Genomic DNA, 20,102 nt, shown 5'->3' on the forward strand with positions numbered 1-20,102 from the left:
AAGATGGAACGCCGTATGCCGCGAAAGTGGCACGTACGGTGTGAGACAAGGGAAAAGGCAACCCTAACGGAATATGCCGAGGGTGAGCCTTACCTATTGTCATCATAAAGCGCCGAGGCGGCTTTACTGATTGAATTATGCTTGGCTATCTCCACTAAATAGCGAAATTGTTGAAGCGTCATGTGCCGCACCTTTCTTTGACCGATTATGCCGAATGTCTGCCATAACTTTATTCTATAGCCAGCAATGAAAAAGGGCAATTTTACGTTCTGTACGGAGGGTGCTAAGATTCGGTTAGAACAACAAATTTATTGTGAAGGAAGAAAAAAATGACAAGGTCGTTGCATTTGCTACATTTGGCCCCTTTAGAGCATGGCCGGCATATAAATATACGATCGAACATTCCGTATATGTTCATAAGGATCATAGAAATGAAGGGATAGGAACAAAAATAACGAAAGAGTTAATCAAAATTGCTAGCGAAAGAGAATATGCAACACTTATTGCCGGAATTGATGCCGCAAATGAAAGCAGTATAAAAACATGCATGAGAGAATGGGATTTGAGAAGGATAAGCAGGCAATTGAATCTACAGCGAAGGACAGCAAAAAGCTCCAAGAGCCGTTACGCCCCTGAAGCTGCTTGTTCATGTTTATGATGCTTTTTTCTTGTTTTTCACATTTTTATTAAGAAAATGAATAAGTGCCTGGTAAAAGTCGCGTTCGTTCTCCAGCTTATGAAATCCGTGGCCCTCGTTCTTCTTGAGCATGTATGGGACGTCTACGTTCAGCTTGCGCAGCGCCGCCACCATTTGATCCGATTCCGCCTTGTTCACCCGCGGGTCATTCGCGCCTTGCGCAATCATGAGCGGGGATTTGATCTGACCGGCGTGCTGCAAAGGGGATGCTTCTTCTAGCAGCTTTTTATCCTTGACCGGATCGCCAACCTGTTCGTAGAAGCGCGTGCGGTCCAATTCCCAGTACGCCGGCAGCGTGTTCAGGAAGCTGAACAGATTCGACGGTCCGACATAGTCAACCCCTGCGGCATATAGATCCGGGGTGAATGTCATGCCCGCCAAAGTCGCATAGCCGCCGTAAGACGCGCCGTAAATCGCGATGCGCTCAGGGTCGGCGGTCCCTTTTTGAATCAGCCAGTTCACGCCGTCCGTAATGTCGTTCTGCATCGCTTTGCCCCACTGCTTGTCCCCGGCATGCAGGAACGCCTTGCCATAGCCGGTGGAGCCGCGGAAATTCATCTGCAGCACGGCATAGCCTTGGCTGGCCAGCAGCTGCACCTCCATATTGTAGCCCCACGAGTCGCGCGCCCATGGCCCTCCATGCGGCATAACAACGACAGGCAGCTTGCGCGGAGCCGCGCCCTTAGGGAGCGTCAAGTATCCGTGAATCGTCAGGCCGTCCCGGCTGCGGTAAGAGATCGGCTGCATGTCCGACATTTTGCTTTCGTCCAGCTTGGGCTGGATGTCTGCGATTTTTTCTACTTTATCCGCGTTCCGGTCATAGAAGTAATAGCTGCCGTAAGACTTATCGCTTTCCGTGTACAGCAGCAGCACGTCCCGGTCAGGAGACCCGATCAGCCCGAAGCGCTTGCCATCGAGCTTGCTTTCGATTTTGTGATACAGCTCCTCAAAATCTTTGTCCAAAAAATGCACATGCTTCTCATCCGTCTCATAAATGACTGCCAGGATGGATTTCTTCTTGTAAGACACCACGATGTCGTCCAGGTCGACTTCATCGTTTTGGTACACGACTTCCGTCTCCTTTTTGGAGGCCGGATCGTATTTGACCAGTGCCTGCTTGTCCCGGCCTACGTCCGAAACGGCGTAGAACTGTTTGTCGTCAAAAGTGAACATCACCGGAAGAAACGTATCTTTGGAATCGAAATCTGCGATCTTCTCGAACTTCCCGTCTTCATCATCCCGGTACAGCAGGCCGGTCTTGCTGCCCTCCCTGGTCAAAGCCGCGCGGAGCCGGCCCCAATTGTCCGTCTGCCAATAAACAATGTTGCCCGGGTTCTCCATTTGCATCTCCGTTTCGCCGGTGCTCAAATTCACCCGGTACACATCGAAAAGCTTGGGATCCCGCTTGTTCATCGTCAGCAGAAGCTCATAATCGCTCTCGTTTTTTGCCGGCAGCACATCGAGAAGGTCCGCTTTGACATTCGTGTAAGGCGTCAAATCCCGATCCCCGGAACCGTTTGTCTGCACGACCCGAATGTGCGTGTTCTCCGTGCCGTCGCTGTCCAGCGAATATACAAGCGTGCTGTTCGTAATCCAGTTGATTTTCCGGATGTTCTCTTGCTTGGAGCTCGTGATGCGCGTGCTTTGCGAATCGCCGATCTTTTGAATGTAGATGTTCATGCGGTTTTCCCAAGGCTGGAGGAACGCCAGCATTTTGCCGTCCGGCGATACCCGGAACCCGGCTTTCTCCGGCAGCTTCAGAAAATCGTCCAGGGGAACCGGGGCCTGCGCAAGCTCATCTTTTTGCGTTATCGTGCGGTACAAAAACAACACGAGTTGAGCACGGGTCACCTGATCCTGCGGCATAAACTCCACTTGCTCGGTTATAAAATTTTGCTTCAGCTTGATGACGTCGTCGCGATGCGCTTTGCCGATCGCCGCTTCATCCTTCAGCCAGGCTTGGACCCCGTTATCCTTGAGCTGAAAAGCCCGCGTCAGCAAGCTCGCCATCTGCTCGCGTGTCAAAAGCGAATCCGGCAAATACATGCCGTCGCTGCCCTGCACGATGCCGCGCTCTTTCAGCGCATTCACCGCTTGCGCGTACGGACTCGTGTCCGGCACATCCGCGAACCCGTTCAGCGCCTTCGGCTTGTCCAGCTTCAACGCCTTGCTGAGCCATACGGCAGCATCCCCGCGCGTGACCGGGTCATCCGGATGAAAGGCACCGTCTTCATTGGCGCCGACGATTCCTTTTTGCTGCAGCTGGCCGATCTCTTTACTTGCATAATGACCCCCCGGCACATCCGGGTATGGCGCAGCATCTACGCTCGCTTGGGCGCCGACCGGAACCGCAATGGCTGCAACCCAGGCGGCAAGCACCGCGGATACTGCAAATTTTCTAATATAACTTTTCATTTCGCCCTCCCGTACGGTAGATACAACATCGAAGCACGATATTCATTATATATCAGGAGAACGCAGCCGGAATAGGTAGGAAATCGGTCTTATCTAAAAATTATTTTTCGGGCCCGGGGATTCAATTTTTGATCAAGATTTTGCCCAGTTTATGCCCTAACAAAACCAGCGGGATGAGCAGAAGTCCCGACGGGGCGTACAACAAAACCTCTTCCCATGTCACCACCTGCTCCGCAATTAGCCTGTAAAACAAATAAACCGTATACGGCAGCAAAACAATGATCCCGGTAACGACTCCCGGCGTGTACGATTTCAGCAGTATCGATTGCCCCAGGAGTCTGTCCGATGACCTCGTAGAAGGTATATATGCAAAATGATAGTAATTATACAGCGTGAGCGGCAAAATATACAGTCATTATTTACCCGATATGCACAAAAGTAACTCCGTCGCACAGACTCCAAGATGGGTGAACACATGGATCAGCAGCAGGGCGTTAAATCCCACGAACAAAACGTAGCTCTGCCGCATTACGGCCATATAAGTAACCGGTACAAAAACAATAAACTGGGTGAGAACCGCCACCGCAAATGGGGAGGATTTCACATGTGCAAAATCCCCTAAAAACCCGACCAGCGCTTTTGGAGCGATTGGGCTAATTCGGCCAAAAACAGCCACATCAAGGATTGGATCGGAATGAACGGGTCCGGAACCATGAGCGCTCTCCTTCGTTATCCAAATAAATACCAAACGCGGACCGCAGCGCTTACGGTCAATTGTCCCGGCTGGATGGGCGTTGCCGCCCCCGCCTCAAACGCCATGCTGGCAAAAGGAACGGGCTCCGCCGAGCGGGGAAGCTCCTGAACCTGGCTCGGAACCGCCGCAAGGGCAACGCCCAATGCGCTGGCGATGGTGAGCGCCTTCTGGCGGGCTTTTTCGACGGCGCGCGCCAACGCTTGATTCGCATAATACTCCGGGTGTGCGACCGTGAACCGGATGCTGTTAACGGTATTCGCTCCGTGCGCAACCGCCGTGTCGACAATCACTCCTGTCTGACCGACTCTCCCTGTCGTAATACTGACAAGGTGAGTCACTTTGTAGCCGCGAAAAATTTGTTTGCCCTCATGATAATCGTACTGGGCTTCGATCCGGAAGTCGGTCGTCTGAATGTGTTCCCGCGGGATGTCCAGAGCCAACAAGGAGTTGATCACATCAGCCATGACTTTCGCGTTTTCCGTCTGGACGGTTTGCAGGACAGGCCCTTCGTTTATGACCCCCAGCACGACTACGGCTCTGTCGGGAGCTGCGGTTACCGTCCCCTCGCCCGAAACCTCGATGGCTGGCGGACAATCGGAATAGCAAGCGGCGGCAGGCTTGCCGAATGGTTGAATATGCATAGCGGACCCCTTCCCGGTAATAGGTTTATAACCTAATGTATGGGGGAGTAATCCATATAATTCTTGAAACAAAGGTAGCTTTCCCGCTGCATAGACTTGAACATGAACGTTACGTCATGTTTCTATACTTTAGTTACCGGTAGAAAGCTAGTGCGGAAAAAAAGGGGATGATCGTGCTGCTAGGCGGAAGGTTGGGCAACTCGCACGCTAGAGCAGGCATGTGGCCGACCGCCGTCATGCAGCGCAACACCGCGCGCCGGGAGCCGTGCGCGGTGCGAAGCAGCGCATCTGCCCGGCAGCAGCTCGGCTGCGGCTCAGCAGCAGCTTGGCTGCGGCTCGGCTGCAGCTCGGCTGCGGCTCGGCTGCAGCTCGGCTGCGGCTCGGCTGCGGCCCAGCAGCAGCTCGACTGCGGCTCGGCTGCGGCTCGGCTGCAGCTCGGCTGCGGCTCGGCTGCGGCTTGGCTGCGGCTTGGCTGCGGTACGGCTACGGCTCGGCTGCGGCCCGGCTGCAGCTCGGCTGCGACCCAGTAGTGGCACGGTAGCGCGAAGAAAACCTGCAAAAGTGCAGGTTTTTGCTCGCTGATACGCTGCAAACGAAATATTCCTGCAAATGTGCAGGTTTTTCTATCAAACGCATGGGCTCAGGCTCATTTAGTCGAAAATTCCTGCACTTTCGCAGGTTTTTCGCCAAAACGAGCCACTTTCGCGGAAAAAGCCTGCACTTTCGCAGGTTTTTTCCCTAGCAAGCTGATTTCTGCCCAGTTGTGCAGTTCCACGAACTGCACCGAGAGAGGCGCGCGCCCAGAAAAAGCGGCTGTCCTCCAAATTAGCCACACTCGTTCCCCTAGCCCTCATAGAGTATCGCGACTTGTTCGAAAACCTGCAAAAGTGCAGGCTTTTTCTGTAATAATCGTTTATTTTGGCGAAAAACCTGCAAAAGTGCAGGAATTTTCGGCGAAAATGAATCTGAGCCCATGTTCGCGGCAAAAAGCCTGCACAATTGCAGGAATATGTCGTGGCCGGCGTATCTATCGGGCAAAAACTGTATTTTTGCAGGTTTTCTTAGCGCAACCGGAGCCAGGCAGATTGTGCCATGCGGCCGACCGACCGCCGTCATGCATGCGCAACGCCGCGCGCCAGGAGCTGCGCACAGTACGTGCCGGCTCTGGCGTGGTGGTTTCCGAGCAGCCTGGCAGTCGCAGGTTTTTCCAAAAACGAGCCGCTTCCACGGAACATGCTTACTCGTCGATTCTCGGCTTGGTGGGATCGCAATTCCAAATGGGAATCACACCCAGACTCGCCAACTTCATTAGGTAATAGCACTCCTCGCGCATCATATGATCCGGAATCAGCGGCGAAATCCGGTCGAGCACTTCGGCCGACAACCCCAGCTCTTCCAGCTCGTGCAAAAAGGCCGTAAACAGTTTCATCTCGATATTGATGTCCGTATGGAACTTCCGCAACGCCGGAAAATCCGTCACCTGGGCCCTCATATAGCCGGCCATTTCGATACTTTTCAAATAAAACTGCTGGAAATGAAATTCAAACCTCTGACTCTTCTCCATCAATCGGTTCTCGACCATATCCAGATCGCTTGTGATGATAGCTGCATGACCGGCTGCGTCGGACAGCCACAGCAAGTCGTGATGCAGCGCGCTGTATTGAGGAACCGGCCTACCCGCGGCCAGTTCGTTTAATATGCGCAAATACTCCTCCAGCTCATTAACCATATGATTGACGAATGTTGGCGTAAGTCCACTCGTTATTTTTCCGGTCAGCATTGTTTTCAGCAATTCCAATTTGAATGTCCGCAATTGATCGGTTAAAGGAAGAGCGTGCTGATTGAGAGTTATGAGATCCTCATCGGTTGAGGCCGATCGGGCAAACTCCAACAAGTGGTCAAAAGATCGGATGAACTGCCCGGCCTCCTGAATATATCCGGCTTCCTTGGGAGAGAGCGTGTTCCATATGAATCGGCTGTGGTCGCCCAAGATTTGCAGCCAGAACTGATGTTCGAAAAGTGCCGCCTGGTCCAAAATACTGACCTCCCTTACGTTCACGAATCTTATGTAAGGATATGAGGCAGCTGATGGATATATAACGATGAGCGGGTAACGTCACCGTCAAGCGCGGAACTGCGCCTGGTGCAGGCGGCTGTAGACGCCGCCGACGGCGAGCAGTTCGTCGTGCGCGCCTTGCTCGGCGATGCCCTGCTCCGTGACGACGATGATGCGGTCGGCGTTCTTGATCGTCGCCAGCCGGTGCGCGATGACGAGCGTCGTGCGGCCCGCCGACAGCTCGGCCAGCGAAGCCTGGATGGCGGCTTCGGTTTCCGTGTCGAGCGCCGAGGTCGCTTCGTCGAGGATCAGGATCGGCGGATTTTTGAGAAACATCCGCGCGATGGCGAGCCGCTGCTTCTGTCCTCCGGACAGCTTGACGCCGCGCTCGCCGATCAGGGTCTCCAGGCATTCCGGCTGGGACCGGATAAATTCATCCAGCCGCGCCCGCCGTGCGGCTTCCCAAATCTCGGTTTCGCTCGCGCCGAGCTTACCGTAAGAGATGTTCTCCCGGATCGATCCGGAGAACAGGAACACGTCCTGCTGCACGATGCCGATTTGGCGGCGCAGCGAGGCAAGCTTGATGTGACGGATGTCCACACCGTCAATCGTGACACTGCCGCCGGTCACATCGTAAAACCGCGGCAGCAGGCTGCACAGCGTCGTTTTGCCGGCGCCGGACGGCCCGACGAACGCGATCGTCTCCCCGGCGCGAATGGACAAGTCGATGCCTTTCAGTACGTCCGCATCGCCTTCATACCCGAACGACACCCGGTCGAAGCGAATCTCACCGCGGAATGGCACCGCCTCGATCGCCCCGGGCATATCGGCAATATCCGGCTCCGTGTCGATGATTTCAACGTATCTTTTGAAGCCGGCAATTCCTTTCGGATAACTTTCAATAACGTTGTTGATCTTCTGGATCGGACCGAGGAATACGTTGGTCAGCAGCACAAAAGCGATAAATTGCCCATAGCTGACTTCCCCGCGAATGACGAACCAGGTGCCGCAAATGAGCACGAACACCGTCACGAACCGCATCAAAATGTAGCTGATCGATATATTCCATGCCATAATTTTGTAAGCCAGCAGCTTCGTCAAGCGGAAACGGCCGTTATTTTCGGCAAACAATTTTTTCTCGTAATCCTCATTGGCAAACGCCTGCACCACGCGGATACCGCCGATATTGTCCTCCACTCTGGCGTTAAAATCGGCCAAATCGCCCATCATTCGGCGAAACGTTACCGTCATTTTGCGGTTGAAATAAATCGCCAGCCACAGGAGCAGCGGCACGACGATGAACGTCAGCAGCGCCAGCTTCACATTGATCAACATCATCAGGACAAGCGCGCCGATCAATGTCATAACGGCAATGAACAAGTCCTCGGGGCCATGATGCGCCACCTCGCCGATTTCGAGCAAATCGTTCGAGATCCGGGACATCAGCTGCCCGGTCTTATTGTTGTCATAGAAGCGGAACGACAGCTTCTGCAAATGCTCGAACATTTTTTTGCGCATATCCGTTTCGATATTGATCCCCAGCTTGTGACCCCAATACGTAACGATGAAGTTCAAAATTGCATTTAAAGCATACACGGCAAACAGCCCCGCACACGCCCATAGTATCCAGGTCCAATTCCCGGCCGGCAGCAGTTTGTCGACAACCTGGTTCACAGCTAACGGAAAGCCGAGCTCCAGCAGCCCCGCGATCACGGCACATGCAAAATCCAAAATAAATAAGTTCCTGTAAGGCTTGTAATACGAAAAAAAACGCCGCAGCATCCCGCTTTCTCCTCCTTGTCTTATGCACATCCTTATATTGTAAACATATTGAGAACCGTTATCAACGGAATGTTTCCTTTATACAAAAGATCTCCTGCCGGCAGGCGCATTCAGAAGTGTCTGATCAGCTGGCCGATAAACGTATCCGTCGTCGTGCATTGGTACATGTCTTTGCGGAATACGATGCCGACTTCCTGCTGCGGTACCGGATCGACGATGGATACGGCATGCACGTTAGCGTCGTTGATACCCATCAGGTAAGATCTCGGCAGGATCGCTCCGCCCATGCTGTTTCTTGCCATTTGCAGCAGGGAATCCAGGGTGGACATCTCGACGACGGGCTTTAGCGTGATCCCCATGTCGGCGCAATAGCGGTCGATCATTTGCCGGACATGGAACTTCTTTTGCAGCATGGCCAGCGGAATATCCGCAAGCTCGCGGAGTTTGACGGATTCCGCCCCGGAAAGCTCATGCTTGCTCGAGACGACAAGCTGCAGTTGCTCGTTGTAAAGCGGAATGCTCTCCAACTGCTCATCTTGCGCCGGCAAAAAGACCACGCCCAAATCCAGCCGGTTATTGAGCAGCCCCTCCTGCGTCTCTTCCGTCGCAAGCTCCGTAACCGACAGCTCGATACTCGGATACCGCGCGTGAAAAGACTGAACCGCCGCCGTCAGCAAATGATTGCCGGAACAGCCGATCCGCAAGCTTCCCCGCTGCATGCCTTTTATTTCATTGATTGCCGCATTGGCTTGCTCCATCTCGTGAAAAATGTTTCTGCTATGCTTGTAAAGAATGTCCCCGGCTTCCGTTACATAAATTTTTTTGCCGATCCGCCGAAACAGCGGCACCCCCAAACGGTGCTCCAGCAAACGGATTTGATGGCTTAAGGTCGGCTGGCTGATGCCCAGTTTTTCCGCAGCTTTCGTCACATGCAGTTCCTCGCAAACAGCCAAAAAATATTCCAGCAGCCTAAGCTCCATAACTTCGCCCCCAAATCATAGATCGTATCTATTATTTTAATCGATAGATTGGAATTGATCAATGAAAGCCGTTTCTTTATAGTGGATATAACGAGTGCCAAAATATACTATGGAGGCGAAAAACGCATGTATGGAACAATTCGCATCGAACGATGCAGCCACAAAAAAGCTGTGCCCGATCAGGACGCAGCGCTTGGTTTCGGGAAATATTTTAGCGATCATATGTTTTTGATGGATTATGAAACGGAGCAAGGCTGGCACGATCCCCGCATCGTCCCTTACGCTCCGCTGTCTTTTGATCCGTCCGCCATGGTCTTTCACTATGGGCAAGCTATTTTTGAAGGGCTTAAGGCTTACAGAACCAAAGATAATAAAATCACGCTCTTTCGTCCGGACAAAAATGCGGCAAGGTTCAATCAATCGTGCGAACGGCTCAATATGCCGCCGGTTGACGAGGCGTTTTTCGTTCAGGCTCTGCAAGCGCTCATTCGCGTGGACGAGGATTGGATTCCTAGGAAAGAGGGAACTTCTTTGTACATCCGCCCTTTTATGATCGCTACGGAACCCGGGCTTGGCGTGCGCGCTTCTTCCCGCTACCTTTTTGCCGTCATTCTTTCGCCGGTGGGCAGCTATTATGAGGAGGGCATTCGCCCCGTCGCCATTCATGTGGAAACAACCTACACAAGAGCCGCTCAAGGAGGCATGGGCTACGCCAAGACAGCGGGCAATTACGCCGTCAGTCTCAAAGCGCAGATGCTCGCCAAGGATTACAACTGCTCCCAGGTGCTGTGGCTGGACGCCGCCGAGAGAAAGTACCTGGAGGAAGTCGGCAGCATGAACGTTTTCTTCAAGGTGAACGGGGAAATTGTCACCCCGCCGCTAAACGGCAGCATTCTCGACGGCGTTACCCGGAACAGCATCATGCAGCTGTTGGCGGCATGGGGAATGCCTGTGAGCGAGCGGAAAATTTCGATCGACGAAATCGCTCAGGCTTTTGCGGACGGCACGCTGGAGGAAGCGTTCGGCACAGGCACGGCGGCGGTCATTTCGCCGATCGGCAGCTTGCACTGGAACGGCCAGACGATGGCCGTCAATCATGGACAGACAGGACCCGTTACCGGGAAACTGTACGAGACCCTCACAGGCATCCAAAACGGCATCATTGCCGATACATTCGGCTGGAATGTTCCCTGCTGATTCAGCCTCCCCCTGGTCGCGGCCGAGTGTCGAGTCGGGGGGCGGGGAAGGCTTTGGCGGAGCCGTCCGGTACCTTTTGGAAAGAATACTTGCCCTTTACGGGCTTTTCTTTTACACTTATACATAGATTTTCGATGCATACATATTCGAGGTATGTCGGCTTGATTTTGAGTGAGGAGGGGCGGGCCTGTGAAAGTTAACAAAGAACTGATGAAAGGCAGTACCGTTATTTTGATTTTGACCCTTCTGGCTCGGAAGGATATGTACGGGTACGAGATGACCAAAGAAATGGAGCAGGGCTCGGACGGCGTGTTTACTTTGAAGGAAGGCACGCTTTACCCGCTTCTGCACACTTTGGAATCCGAGAAGCTTGTCGAATCTTACTGGAACGAGCATGAAGGGCGCAAACGCAAATATTACCGGATTACGAAAGACGGCAGAGCCGAGCTCAATGTGAGGAAGCAGGAGTGGGTCCTTTTCCGCAGCACAGTCGATAAGGTTTTGGAAGGAGGCAACGCATGAGCGCAATTCGCAATCATGATGAGATTAAGCATTTTTTGCAGCAGGTATGCAGGCCCATCAAGGCCAGGGAAGTTCACCGGGAAATAAAGCTGGAATTGGAGAACCATTTACAGGAGTTGGTGGACGAGGAGCTTGCTAAAGGGGCGGAAGTGGACGAGGCTGTCCGGACGGCGATCAAGAAAATGGGCGATCCCGCCGTCATCGGAGAACAGCTTCACAAAGCGCATCGCCCCATGATGGATTGGGGATTGATTGCCCTGACGGCTGTCTTTATCATGATCGGCTTGTTGGGCGTGTATGCGGCTCGGTTCTCTTTACCCGATTGGTATGGGGATTATTTCCAAATGAAACAGGTGTTGTTTGTAAGTGCAGGCGCGGGCTTGATGCTGCTGATTTGCTTTGCGAACTACCGCAAGCTTACGGCCTACTCGTGGCCTCTCTATGGCATAACGATTATGATGCTGGCCTATGTCAATCTGTTTGGAAATACGGTGAATGGTGCGTCTTCGTTCATTCGATTCGGATTAGCCAGCTTTAATGCGGGTGCCGTCTCCCCTTATCTGCTGCTCGTTTCATTAGCGGGCATATGGGCGGCCGACCGGGGGGCCGGAGAGGGAACATCCTTGCTGCGGACGCTCTGGAAATATGTCGGCGCGATACTGCTTCCCGGCGCCCTGATTTTGTCCATCCCTTCTATAGCCGATTTTCTGCTCTTTTTCTTCGGCTGCATGATCATTTTAATCGTATTGAGAAAACTGTACGCAGTTTTAGCCCACTGTATGCTGTTCGCAGCAGGTTTTATTGTCTTGGCGGTCAACAGCCCCTACCGCATGCAGCGCTTGCTGGCGTTCGTGGATCCGACGGACGATCCGTACGGTATGAATTACATGACGGTCCAATCCATGAAAGCGATTCAATCCGCAGGCTGGTGGGGGCACGGTTACGGGTCTTTGCTCAAATCGTTGCCTGAACTTCACGCGGAGATGATGTATCCTTTTCTCATTTACTGCTTCGGATGGGCTGCGGGCGTCGCCATTTTTGTGGGAGCGGTAATGTTCATCGTACGGGCCGCGCGCATTTCATTTATCGTGGGCGACCGGTACGGAAAAGCGTTGGCGGCAGGGCTTTTAAGCGTATTTGCCATCCAATATTTGTGGAACATGCTGATGTCGCTCGGGTGGGCGCCTATGACTTCCTTTCAGCTGCCGTTTATCAGCTACTCGGGCACGGTGGTCGTTGTCCAACTGGCTGCGATGGGCTTGATGCTCAGCGTGTATCGGCGCAAAGACCTCGTCCCCCGGGTCTGACGGCCAGGCACGAAAAAAAACGATCAAATCCCTCTTCGTGAAACGGGACTTGATCGTTTTCTTTTTTTACTTCGCTAGCTGCAGCGCTCTTAAAATAACCGTCACCGCTTCAGCGCGTGTGGTGTTGGCTTTAGGTTGAACGGTACCGTCCTCGTAACCGTTGATTAGGCCTTTGGCAGCCGCGGTAGCCAGGGCAGTTCGAGCCCAGTCGGATACATCCGGGCTGTCCGTGAAGCTGCGGCTCTGATTCGCGGCATTGAACCCGGCCGCGCGAACTACGATCGCCGCCATTTGTTCGCGAGTGATCAGGTCGTCAGGACCGAAGGCGCTGTCGCTATACCCGGTAACGACGCCAAGCGCAGCGGCAGTCTCGATGGCGCTTCGGGCCCAATGGGCTCCGGTATCGGCAAAGCTTTTACCGGCTTGCGTCCGGAGATGAAAAGCTTTTACGATGATGGTCACAAATTCGGCTCTCGTAATCCGATTATTCGGCCTGAAGGTGTTGTCCGGATAACCGGTAATCACACCTAGTCGAATCAGTTCGAGAACGTTCGTTTCGGCCCAGTGCCCCTTGAGGTCGACGATTTTCGTTTGAGGCGGAATTACCTCCTGTCGATCCGAAGCCAGAACAGCAAATTTGTAAAAATTCCGGACAGTTCCTGACACCGTCCCGTTGGTCTGATCCACTTTCTGATCGTCCAGCCGCACCCACTTGCCGGTTTGTTCGTTCAGCCAATACAGGCCAACCGAAGATTTTGTAGAGTCGACTTGGGTCTTGTCGAAAGGCAGCGTAATAACAACAAGCTTGGTAAAATCCCCTGCTTTATCCTTCGTAATTTCGTAGACGTCGCTTACTAACTTCAAAGCAGGGTCAGCGGGCAGTTTCGATGTATCGCTTCCTTTATCCACAGTAACCCGAATGTCGCTGTCCGTAGCTCCGGCCGGAACTACTACTGTAGCTCCGTTCAAAATGAGCGTCCCCCCGGCAGCCGCCAAAATCGTCCCGGAGTTAGCCGGTGCCCCGCCACCCCCACCGCCTCCACTGCCTCCGCCGCTTCCGCCGTTGTTCGCAGGAGTGACTGGTAAGTAGAAGAAATATCGGGCAAAGTGTTTCGTCCAAATGACAAGGTCGCTGCCGACCGTCAATACCGCATCCCCGCCTGCGGCAATCTCGCGGTCTGCCGCTGCTTGGGTGTCTGCCGTAATGGAGCCCGTAATCTGGGTTGCAATGCCATTTCGTACGTATCCGGCTAATTTTCCTCCCTGATTCGGAAATAGCAGCCGCACCGCTTTGTCAAAAGTCAGCGTTGCATCGGCGGAACCAAATTCGATAACTGCGCTCACGTTACCGTTAGTGACCGATACGCTGCTGCCGCTCTGCATTTCCGGCAGCTTCATGATGCCGTCCCAGGCGACAGGGGCCGTAATTTTCGTACCTTCCGGAATCACCGCTTCCACAACTCCCAGCGAGGTTGCCGCTTTGACTTCGACTAACGGGAGTACGGCTTCTTTATTTGATCCTGCCGTAACCGGCGAGAGAGCAACCCTGGCATTCGTGATGCCGGACGGAACGGTAATCGTGACAGGCTCCGTCGTTACCTGAACCGGTGTGATGGAATCAGCCGTGATCGCTATCGCTCTTTTGATGGTCACGTTGTATGCCATTATCGTTTTGCCGTCTTGTGCCGTAACTTCTATGGTGACGAGGTTGCTTCCGACATGCAGCGGGATTTCTTTGGAGGTTGCGGGTTCAGTGTTGATTCTTACATGAGCCCGGCTCTCTTCGGGAACGGCATTTAATGTGATGACATCCACACTATTGCCCACAGACACCGTATAAGCAGGGATGTTCTTATTAAAATCAAAAATAGCCTTATTGACTTGCAAGGATTGCAAATAGGCATTGCTGTCTGCTTCAGAGGCTCTGTTTACATTCAACTTGTAAGTCATGCTGGAGCCGTTTTGCGCGGTTACGGTCAACTCGATGCGGTTACCGCCTACTTGGAGCGGAAGCGGACTCGATGCCTGGCCGCTGGGTAAGCTGAAGGCCCCCCGCACAAGCACATTGTCACTATCATACACGCTTGCCGTTATAGTGGAACTGCTGTCATACACGCTTGCCGTAACGGTAACACTCGATATTGGGTTCGTTACATGATAAACATAGGTTGTTCCCGTTACCGAATCGGGACTTAGCGTTTGGGTGCTGCTTGCCAGTGTTAGCCCGCTCAAAGTCGCATCTCCGCTTGGGGTTTTTGCAACCGTGACGGTGTAGTTCTTCGTCGTTCCGTCCTGCGCGGTGACGGTGTACGTTACGGGCGAAGTAAAGTCGTTCGCCGTCGTGCTGCTCACTTGCACGGTGGTGCCTACTTTTACCGTGGATGCGGCTGAGTTCGCAAACGTCGCAACGAGCGACGTTACTGATGTTGCGTTCGGTACGGTCAATGTAATGTCCGTGCCGCTAATCGTGCCTATCACCGCTGGGGATAGCCCTTCGAAGCTGAAGGACGTTATGTCCTTCGCGCTGTTCGCCGCAACGGTTACGGTATACGTAACCTTCGTTGTTCCATCCTGGGCGGTAACGATAACTTTTTTGCCCGTCTCTAATGTGGTTGCTACAGTTGTTCCGTCCGCATCATAGACCTCAAACGTCGCACCCGCTGCCGGTGTAATAGCTGTTTTCAACGCTGCTAGCGTTGTGCCGTAGGGAACATTCGTTATGCTTTCATTCGCCGTTCCGCCTGTGCTTACGGTCCCTATCGCGGAGGTCAGCGTGGCGATCGTGCTTGGTGCGTTCCACTTCGCATACAAGATCGTATTTGCCGTTATTATATATGAATCACCCGGTCTATATGAATTGCCGCTGCCACCTGCTTGCGTGTTCCATCCATCGAAGATATACCCGGTCTTTGTTAGTGTCCCCGAATAAATGCTGACCGTTGCTCCCGGCATGTAAGAATGACTGGCCGGAACAGTCCCGCCGGTGCTGCCGTTCCCGTCATAGTCCAGGTAAGCCTGGGCAGCCCGCAGATAAGGATACCCGCCATTATGTAACGAATCTATCGCCCATATATTCGAGAAATCCCAAATATGAGCAGCATCTGCTTCATAAGTGCTTTGATTCCGCATCTCTGCAGTTAGTTTGCCGACACCTACAGCTGAAGCGGATTGTCCGGTTGTTTCTTCGTCGTAAAAGCTGTTGGTCGTCGTTCCATTGCCGTCATCGCCCCCAACCAAGCCGCCGACAAAAACGCCGTTATTATTTTCGCTCATATCCCCTGAGGCATAGCTGTTGCTAATATCTGCGCTTCCGTTCCAGCCAACCAAGCCGCCTATATAAAAACTATTATCGCCCCCGCTCACTTTCCCTGTTGTATAGCTATCGCTGATCTTGTCAGAGTAGTTTTCGCCAACTAAACCGCCTATATTATAACTGTTGCTTTCTCCGTTTACTCCTCCCGAGGTGTAACTGCCGCTGATGGTCCCGCCATTTTTCCGACCAACCAAGCCGCCTACACTTTCTCCCCCGCTCACGGTCCCTAATGTGTAGCTGTTGCTGATATCGCCGCCAACGGATTCGTTGCCGACCAGGCCGCCGACGTTTGAACTTCCGCTCACATTCCCTGAGCTGTAGCTGCTGCTGATTGTTACAGAAGTACTATTGCCGATCAAACCGCCTACATCTTTGCTATTGCTTCCACCGCTCACATTCCCTAAGGCGTAGCTGCCGCTGATCTTGCCATCGGACATCCCGCCAGCCAAACCGCCTGTCAGCGAGCTGTTACTTCCGCCGCTTACATCCACTGTGGCGTAACTGTTGCTGATGGTCCCGCCAAGCCCTGTGGCATTACCGACCAACCCGCCTAAGCCGAAGGGTCCGCTCGCATTCCCGTTCACATTCCCGGAGGCATGGCTGGTATTTATTTTGCCAGAGGCATTGTAACCAACCAAGCCGCCTGTATTATATGTTCCGCCAATAGTCCCTGAAGCGTAACTATCGGTAATGGTTCCTCCGTCGTTATAACCTACCAGACCGCCTACGAACTGCATCCCGTTTAGAGATACATTTTCCAGCTTCATATTCGTAAGGGAACTGCTGGCATCAATGCGGCCAAATAACCCTATATTATCGTCGTTCATTTTATTTATCGTAAGTCCCGTTATTTTATACCCATTGCCATCCATGTGGCCTTGAAATGAAGTATTCGCGTCACCAATCGGAACCCAGCCCGCACTTGCGTAGCTGCTCAAATCAATATTGTCCGTCAGCTTGAAATAAATGTTCGCACCCAAATAACTGCCCCTGACTTTATCAAGCTGGTCGGCAGTTCCGATAAGGTAAGGGTCGAGAGACGAACCGTCTCCTGAAAAATCGCCTGCCGCAAAAGCTTTGCCGCTTCCGAGCTCCCCTCCGGATATGGCGCCGAACACCATCATCAGAGCCAGCATCAGGGCCACTGCTTTATTGCCTGTCTTTCGCATTCCTCTTCTCCTCTCGATCCATCACTTTCCAATATCCGCGATATCCGCCGGAACGGAAGGGACGCCGCCGGAACTCGGCTCCACTTAATGCCAGTTTACAGCAGCCAAATAAAAGAATAATGAAAAACCCGGCTGTGAAAAGCCAAAAAAACCGCGCGGCATCAAGCCTTCGCGGTTTTGTTCAACGAACGGAAATATTTATTTTTTGCCGGAAAAACGGCTTATCAACAAATCGTATAATTGTATCAGTTCATCGGACGGACAAATGCCGAGTTCCCGGCTGAGAAGCCGGACATAATCGGTGTACAGCGCCGTCAATCCTTTTTTGTCCCCGGTCATCTCGCGGATCATCATTAGATCGCGCATAACCGATTCGTCCAGCGGATTGCGCTCTTTCAGCTTGAGCAGCAGCTTCGATGCGGAGGCTGTATCTCTAAGCGAAATGAGCACTGCGGCAAGCCGCTTTACGAATGAGGCGTACAATTCCGCGTAGCGCTCCGTTTCGTGAATGGCCCACACATACGCCTTGTCCCCGAACAGATCGCCCGTATACATCCGTTCGATTTGCAGCGCCCTCTCTACATTCCCGGCCTCGATGGTTTGCAGCTGTTCGACTTGCTTTTCGAATTCTATGCAATCGATAACGGGATCCTTTAATTCGAGCGCATAACCGTCATTCTCCGAGCGTACGACCTCCCGCATGCCGAACGGTTCCAAAGATTTGCGCAATTGATAGACGGTCGTATTCAGGTAATTCTCCGCATTAGCCTGATTCATCCCCCCGAAAATATCCACAACCAGCCTGGAACGGGGTATTCGTTTGCCGCGGTAAAGCAACAAATAAGCGAACAGCTCCGCGCATTTTCGCGAGATCCACTTGACGCGACCCGCCTCGCTGCTCACCGCGACATCGCCGAGTACCGTCAGGACGACCCTGCCGGAATTTGCGGCAGCCGACGGCGCTGGCGAATGGACGACCCTCCGGCTGGCCATTGCGCGATTTACCGCCCGCTGCAGCCGTTCCTGGGAAACGGGTTTGACCAAGTAATCCAGCACGGACAATTCGTAAGCTTCCAGAGCATATTCCTTGTGCGACGTGACGAAAACAACTTGCAGCGGAGTATCCGAAGCTTCAATTTGAGTGGCGAACTCCATTCCGCTCTCGCCCGGCATAGAGAGGTCTACGAAAGCCAGACCGACGTCGGCATTCTCTTTGAGAAAGGAAGCAGCGGACTTCGTATCCGTAAAAGCGCCCGCCACATGAACCCCGGGCAGCTTGTCCAGCATTTTGCGCAAAATCAAATGCATCGCCGGCTCATCGTCCACCAAAATAACCTTCATATACTTCCTCCCCCATTCCGCCGTCATCAAACGAATCCCGCACACCAGCCGAGCCGGGCAAGGTGAATGAGAACGTCGTGCCAACTCCCGGCTCGCTCTCGAACCAAAGCTTGCCGCCCTGGATGCGAACGAATTCGCGGGTCAGCGCCAGCCCGAATCTCGTATCCGCCGAATCGTCCCCGACAGCCGCCATCTTGAAAAACGGCTCCTCCAGGCGCAGCAGCTCCGCTGTCTGATCGTCGATTCCCGCTCCGTTGTCGCGAACGGACACGATGATCAGATCGCCATCCAGAACGGCCCCGATCTCAATCGCCCCGCCGACTCCGGTAAACTTGATCGCGTTGGAAAGCAAATTCCGCAAAATAAGGTCCAGCATCTCTTTATCGGCTCTGACCGTCAGCTTCTCGTCGATTCGCTCCGTCATCCGAATTTGCTTCATATCGGCTTTTGCGCCTGCAAGCAGCAATGCCTGCCTGGCGACCTGCTGCAAATTCCAGCCTAACGGGCGGAACACAACCTTCCCTTTTTGGCTGCGGTACCAATCCAACAAATTTTCGACGAGATGAAACGTGCTTTGCACCTGTCCTTTGAGTTCCCGTACCAATTCGGCATGCTCAAAATCAGCGGCGGTCAGTTCGTCGCCCAGCAGTTCCGTCAAACTGACGAGGAGTGCAATCGGATCGCGAATGTCATGCGCCACGACGGTGAACAGCTTGTCCTTGAACGCGTTCAATTCGGACAGCTGCCGGGCGTTCTCGCGCAATCGGGCCTCGCTTTCCTTCAACTCCGTAATATCGTTGAACATCAAAATTTTACCGACCAGAACCTCGCCCGAATCGTAGATGAGCGACAAGCTGCAGTTGTAATACTTTGTCCGGCTCCCATGAAATCTGTGAAACGGAAAGCGCTCGTCCCCGTCGCTTGCTGCGCGAACTCGTTCCCGCAGCTCCGGGCTGGAGGGCAGAACCTTCACCATATCGGCGGGATAGCTTTTCGTCAACCCGAGCTCAGGAAGCACCTCTTCAGCAGCTCTGTTATAGCTGACGATTTGATCCTCATAATCGAACAGGACAACCCCGTCCCGGATCGTTTCGAACACTTTGGCCATTGCCAGCGGCGTTAGTCGAAGCAAATTAAACCGGTAAATCCCCCACACGTAGGCGACCCCAGATACGGCGAATCCGAACGGCGTCAGATCAACGGTATTGCCGGTCCAGAAAAACAAATTGAAGAACATCGGCGCGATAGCACCCAAAAGGAGGACGACGATTTGTTTTCGCTCGATCGGCAAAGCCCGCCAATACATCGGGATAAACAGCAGCATCCCGCACAGCAAAACGGAATAATTATAGACGGTGTGCACCTTATACCAAGGTCCCTTATCCGTCAAGTACAATGGAACCGACGAGTCCACATTCGGGATGTAACGCTCATAAATCAGATGATGCCAGTCGTTGGTCAAATGGAGGAAAAACACAGCTGCGGGGATAACGAACAATACCACCGCCAAATGCTTGCGGTAGCGAGCCGCCGTACCGGTAAATTGGATAACCTGGTAGAACCAGAGCGTTGTGACGAATGGAATGCCCAAATATTCGATTTGAAGCGACAGCTTCACTTCGTTCAGGTTGCGGCTCAACACCTCAAACCCGTAGCCGAGCGCATAAAAAGCCGCTGCCAGCATGATCAGAACCATTGTTTTGGCAACAGGCAGATGGCGTTTCCGGTAGGACAAGTATGAGACGAACACCATCAGCGCCGCTGCGAGGAAAAGTAATATAGACATCCATAGCCTTATATCCACGGCTGCGTCTCCCTTGTATCAAGTGACTGCAGAACCGCCCCGCGGGACAGTTCGACAAAAACATACCTGGAAATATGATATCATCTTTCCTATCGATAGTTCCATAGTAATCCTTTTTTTCTCG

At 53.0% G+C, this 20,102-nt stretch carries 16 protein-coding genes and 1 pseudogene; 5 read left to right on the forward strand and 12 right to left on the reverse strand.

Annotated features, from left to right (window positions below):
* Nucleotides 1–322: 322 nt before the first annotated feature.
* Nucleotides 323–538: pseudogene (locus AC0LWT_RS17565) on the forward strand (N-acetyltransferase family protein); the annotation flags it as partial.
* A 114-nt stretch (nucleotides 539–652) separates the two neighbouring features.
* On the opposite strand, the gene AC0LWT_RS17570 reads toward AC0LWT_RS17565, so the two are convergent.
* From AC0LWT_RS17570 to AC0LWT_RS17585, 4 genes are all read right to left on the reverse strand, one after another.
* Entirely contained in the window at nucleotides 653–3,112 is a 2,460-nt protein-coding gene (locus AC0LWT_RS17570; RefSeq protein ID WP_474682563.1) for a S9 family peptidase, read from the reverse strand.
* Nucleotides 3,113–3,233: 121 nt separating this feature from the next.
* Complete coding sequence (locus AC0LWT_RS17575; protein ID WP_474682564.1) at nucleotides 3,234–3,515, reverse strand: HXXEE domain-containing protein; 282 nt, start codon at nucleotides 3,513–3,515, stop codon at nucleotides 3,234–3,236.
* A gap of 12 nt (nucleotides 3,516–3,527) precedes the next feature.
* Nucleotides 3,528–3,860 carry a hypothetical protein gene (locus AC0LWT_RS17580; RefSeq protein WP_474682565.1) on the reverse strand — a complete coding sequence of 111 codons (333 nt, stop codon included), beginning with the start codon at nucleotides 3,858–3,860 and terminating at the stop codon, nucleotides 3,528–3,530.
* Nucleotides 3,842–4,507, reverse strand: a complete 666-nt coding sequence (locus AC0LWT_RS17585; protein WP_474682566.1) for an SIMPL domain-containing protein — start codon at nucleotides 4,505–4,507, stop codon at nucleotides 3,842–3,844. The genes AC0LWT_RS17580 and AC0LWT_RS17585 overlap by 19 nt, the downstream gene beginning before the upstream one ends.
* Nucleotides 4,508–4,674: 167 nt before the next feature.
* Here AC0LWT_RS17585 and AC0LWT_RS17590 point away from each other — a divergent pair, with 167 nt between their 5' ends.
* Nucleotides 4,675–5,037: a hypothetical protein gene (locus AC0LWT_RS17590; protein WP_474682567.1), complete on the forward strand. Its 363-nt coding sequence runs from the start codon at nucleotides 4,675–4,677 to the stop codon at nucleotides 5,035–5,037.
* Nucleotides 5,038–5,157: 120 nt separating this feature from the next.
* On the opposite strand, the gene AC0LWT_RS17595 is transcribed toward AC0LWT_RS17590, so the two are convergent.
* From AC0LWT_RS17595 to AC0LWT_RS17615, 5 genes are all read right to left on the reverse strand, one after another.
* A complete protein-coding gene (locus AC0LWT_RS17595) occupies nucleotides 5,158–5,340 on the reverse strand; it encodes a hypothetical protein (protein ID WP_474682568.1) in 183 nt (60 codons plus the stop codon).
* Between the two features lie 10 nt (nucleotides 5,341–5,350).
* A complete protein-coding gene (locus AC0LWT_RS17600) occupies nucleotides 5,351–5,623 on the reverse strand; it encodes a hypothetical protein (RefSeq protein ID WP_474682569.1) in 273 nt (90 codons plus the stop codon).
* Between the two features lie 121 nt (nucleotides 5,624–5,744).
* Nucleotides 5,745–6,542, reverse strand: coding sequence for a DUF2935 domain-containing protein (locus tag AC0LWT_RS17605; protein ID WP_474682570.1), 798 nt, complete (start codon nucleotides 6,540–6,542; stop codon nucleotides 5,745–5,747).
* A gap of 87 nt (nucleotides 6,543–6,629) precedes the next feature.
* Nucleotides 6,630–8,345 (reverse strand): ABC transporter ATP-binding protein, encoded by a 1,716-nt coding sequence (locus tag AC0LWT_RS17610; protein ID WP_474682571.1) that lies wholly within the window; start codon nucleotides 8,343–8,345, stop codon nucleotides 6,630–6,632.
* A gap of 110 nt (nucleotides 8,346–8,455) precedes the next feature.
* A complete protein-coding gene (locus AC0LWT_RS17615; RefSeq protein WP_474682572.1) occupies nucleotides 8,456–9,325 on the reverse strand; it encodes a LysR substrate-binding domain-containing protein in 870 nt (289 codons plus the stop codon).
* Nucleotides 9,326–9,451: 126 nt separating this feature from the next.
* Here AC0LWT_RS17615 and AC0LWT_RS17620 point away from each other — a divergent pair, with 126 nt between their 5' ends.
* From AC0LWT_RS17620 to AC0LWT_RS17630, 3 genes are all read left to right on the forward strand, one after another.
* The gene (locus AC0LWT_RS17620; RefSeq protein WP_474682573.1) at nucleotides 9,452–10,522 is read left to right on the forward strand and encodes a branched-chain amino acid aminotransferase; all 1,071 of its coding nucleotides are present in this window, start codon (nucleotides 9,452–9,454) and stop codon (nucleotides 10,520–10,522) included.
* 189 nt (nucleotides 10,523–10,711) lie between these two features.
* Nucleotides 10,712–11,044 carry a PadR family transcriptional regulator gene (locus AC0LWT_RS17625; RefSeq protein WP_474682574.1) on the forward strand — a complete coding sequence of 111 codons (333 nt, stop codon included), beginning with the start codon at nucleotides 10,712–10,714 and terminating at the stop codon, nucleotides 11,042–11,044.
* A complete protein-coding gene (locus AC0LWT_RS17630; protein ID WP_474682575.1) occupies nucleotides 11,041–12,351 on the forward strand; it encodes an FtsW/RodA/SpoVE family cell cycle protein in 1,311 nt (436 codons plus the stop codon). The genes AC0LWT_RS17625 and AC0LWT_RS17630 overlap by 4 nt, the downstream gene beginning before the upstream one ends.
* A gap of 66 nt (nucleotides 12,352–12,417) precedes the next feature.
* Here the strand turns inward: AC0LWT_RS17630 and AC0LWT_RS17635 are convergent, their stop codons facing one another.
* The 3 genes from AC0LWT_RS17635 to AC0LWT_RS17645 form a co-directional block, all read right to left on the reverse strand.
* Complete coding sequence (locus tag AC0LWT_RS17635; RefSeq protein WP_474682576.1) at nucleotides 12,418–16,833, reverse strand: S-layer homology domain-containing protein; 4,416 nt, start codon at nucleotides 16,831–16,833, stop codon at nucleotides 12,418–12,420.
* 198 nt (nucleotides 16,834–17,031) lie between these two features.
* Entirely contained in the window at nucleotides 17,032–18,174 is a 1,143-nt protein-coding gene (locus tag AC0LWT_RS17640) for a response regulator (RefSeq protein ID WP_474682577.1), read from the reverse strand.
* Nucleotides 18,149–19,960 (reverse strand): sensor histidine kinase, encoded by a 1,812-nt coding sequence (locus AC0LWT_RS17645; protein WP_474682578.1) that lies wholly within the window; start codon nucleotides 19,958–19,960, stop codon nucleotides 18,149–18,151. Before AC0LWT_RS17645 ends, AC0LWT_RS17640 begins: the two co-directional genes overlap by 26 nt.
* Between the last annotated feature and the right edge of the window lie 142 nt (nucleotides 19,961–20,102).

The sequence above is a fragment of the Paenibacillus sp. sgz302164 genome (genome assembly GCF_056120505.1).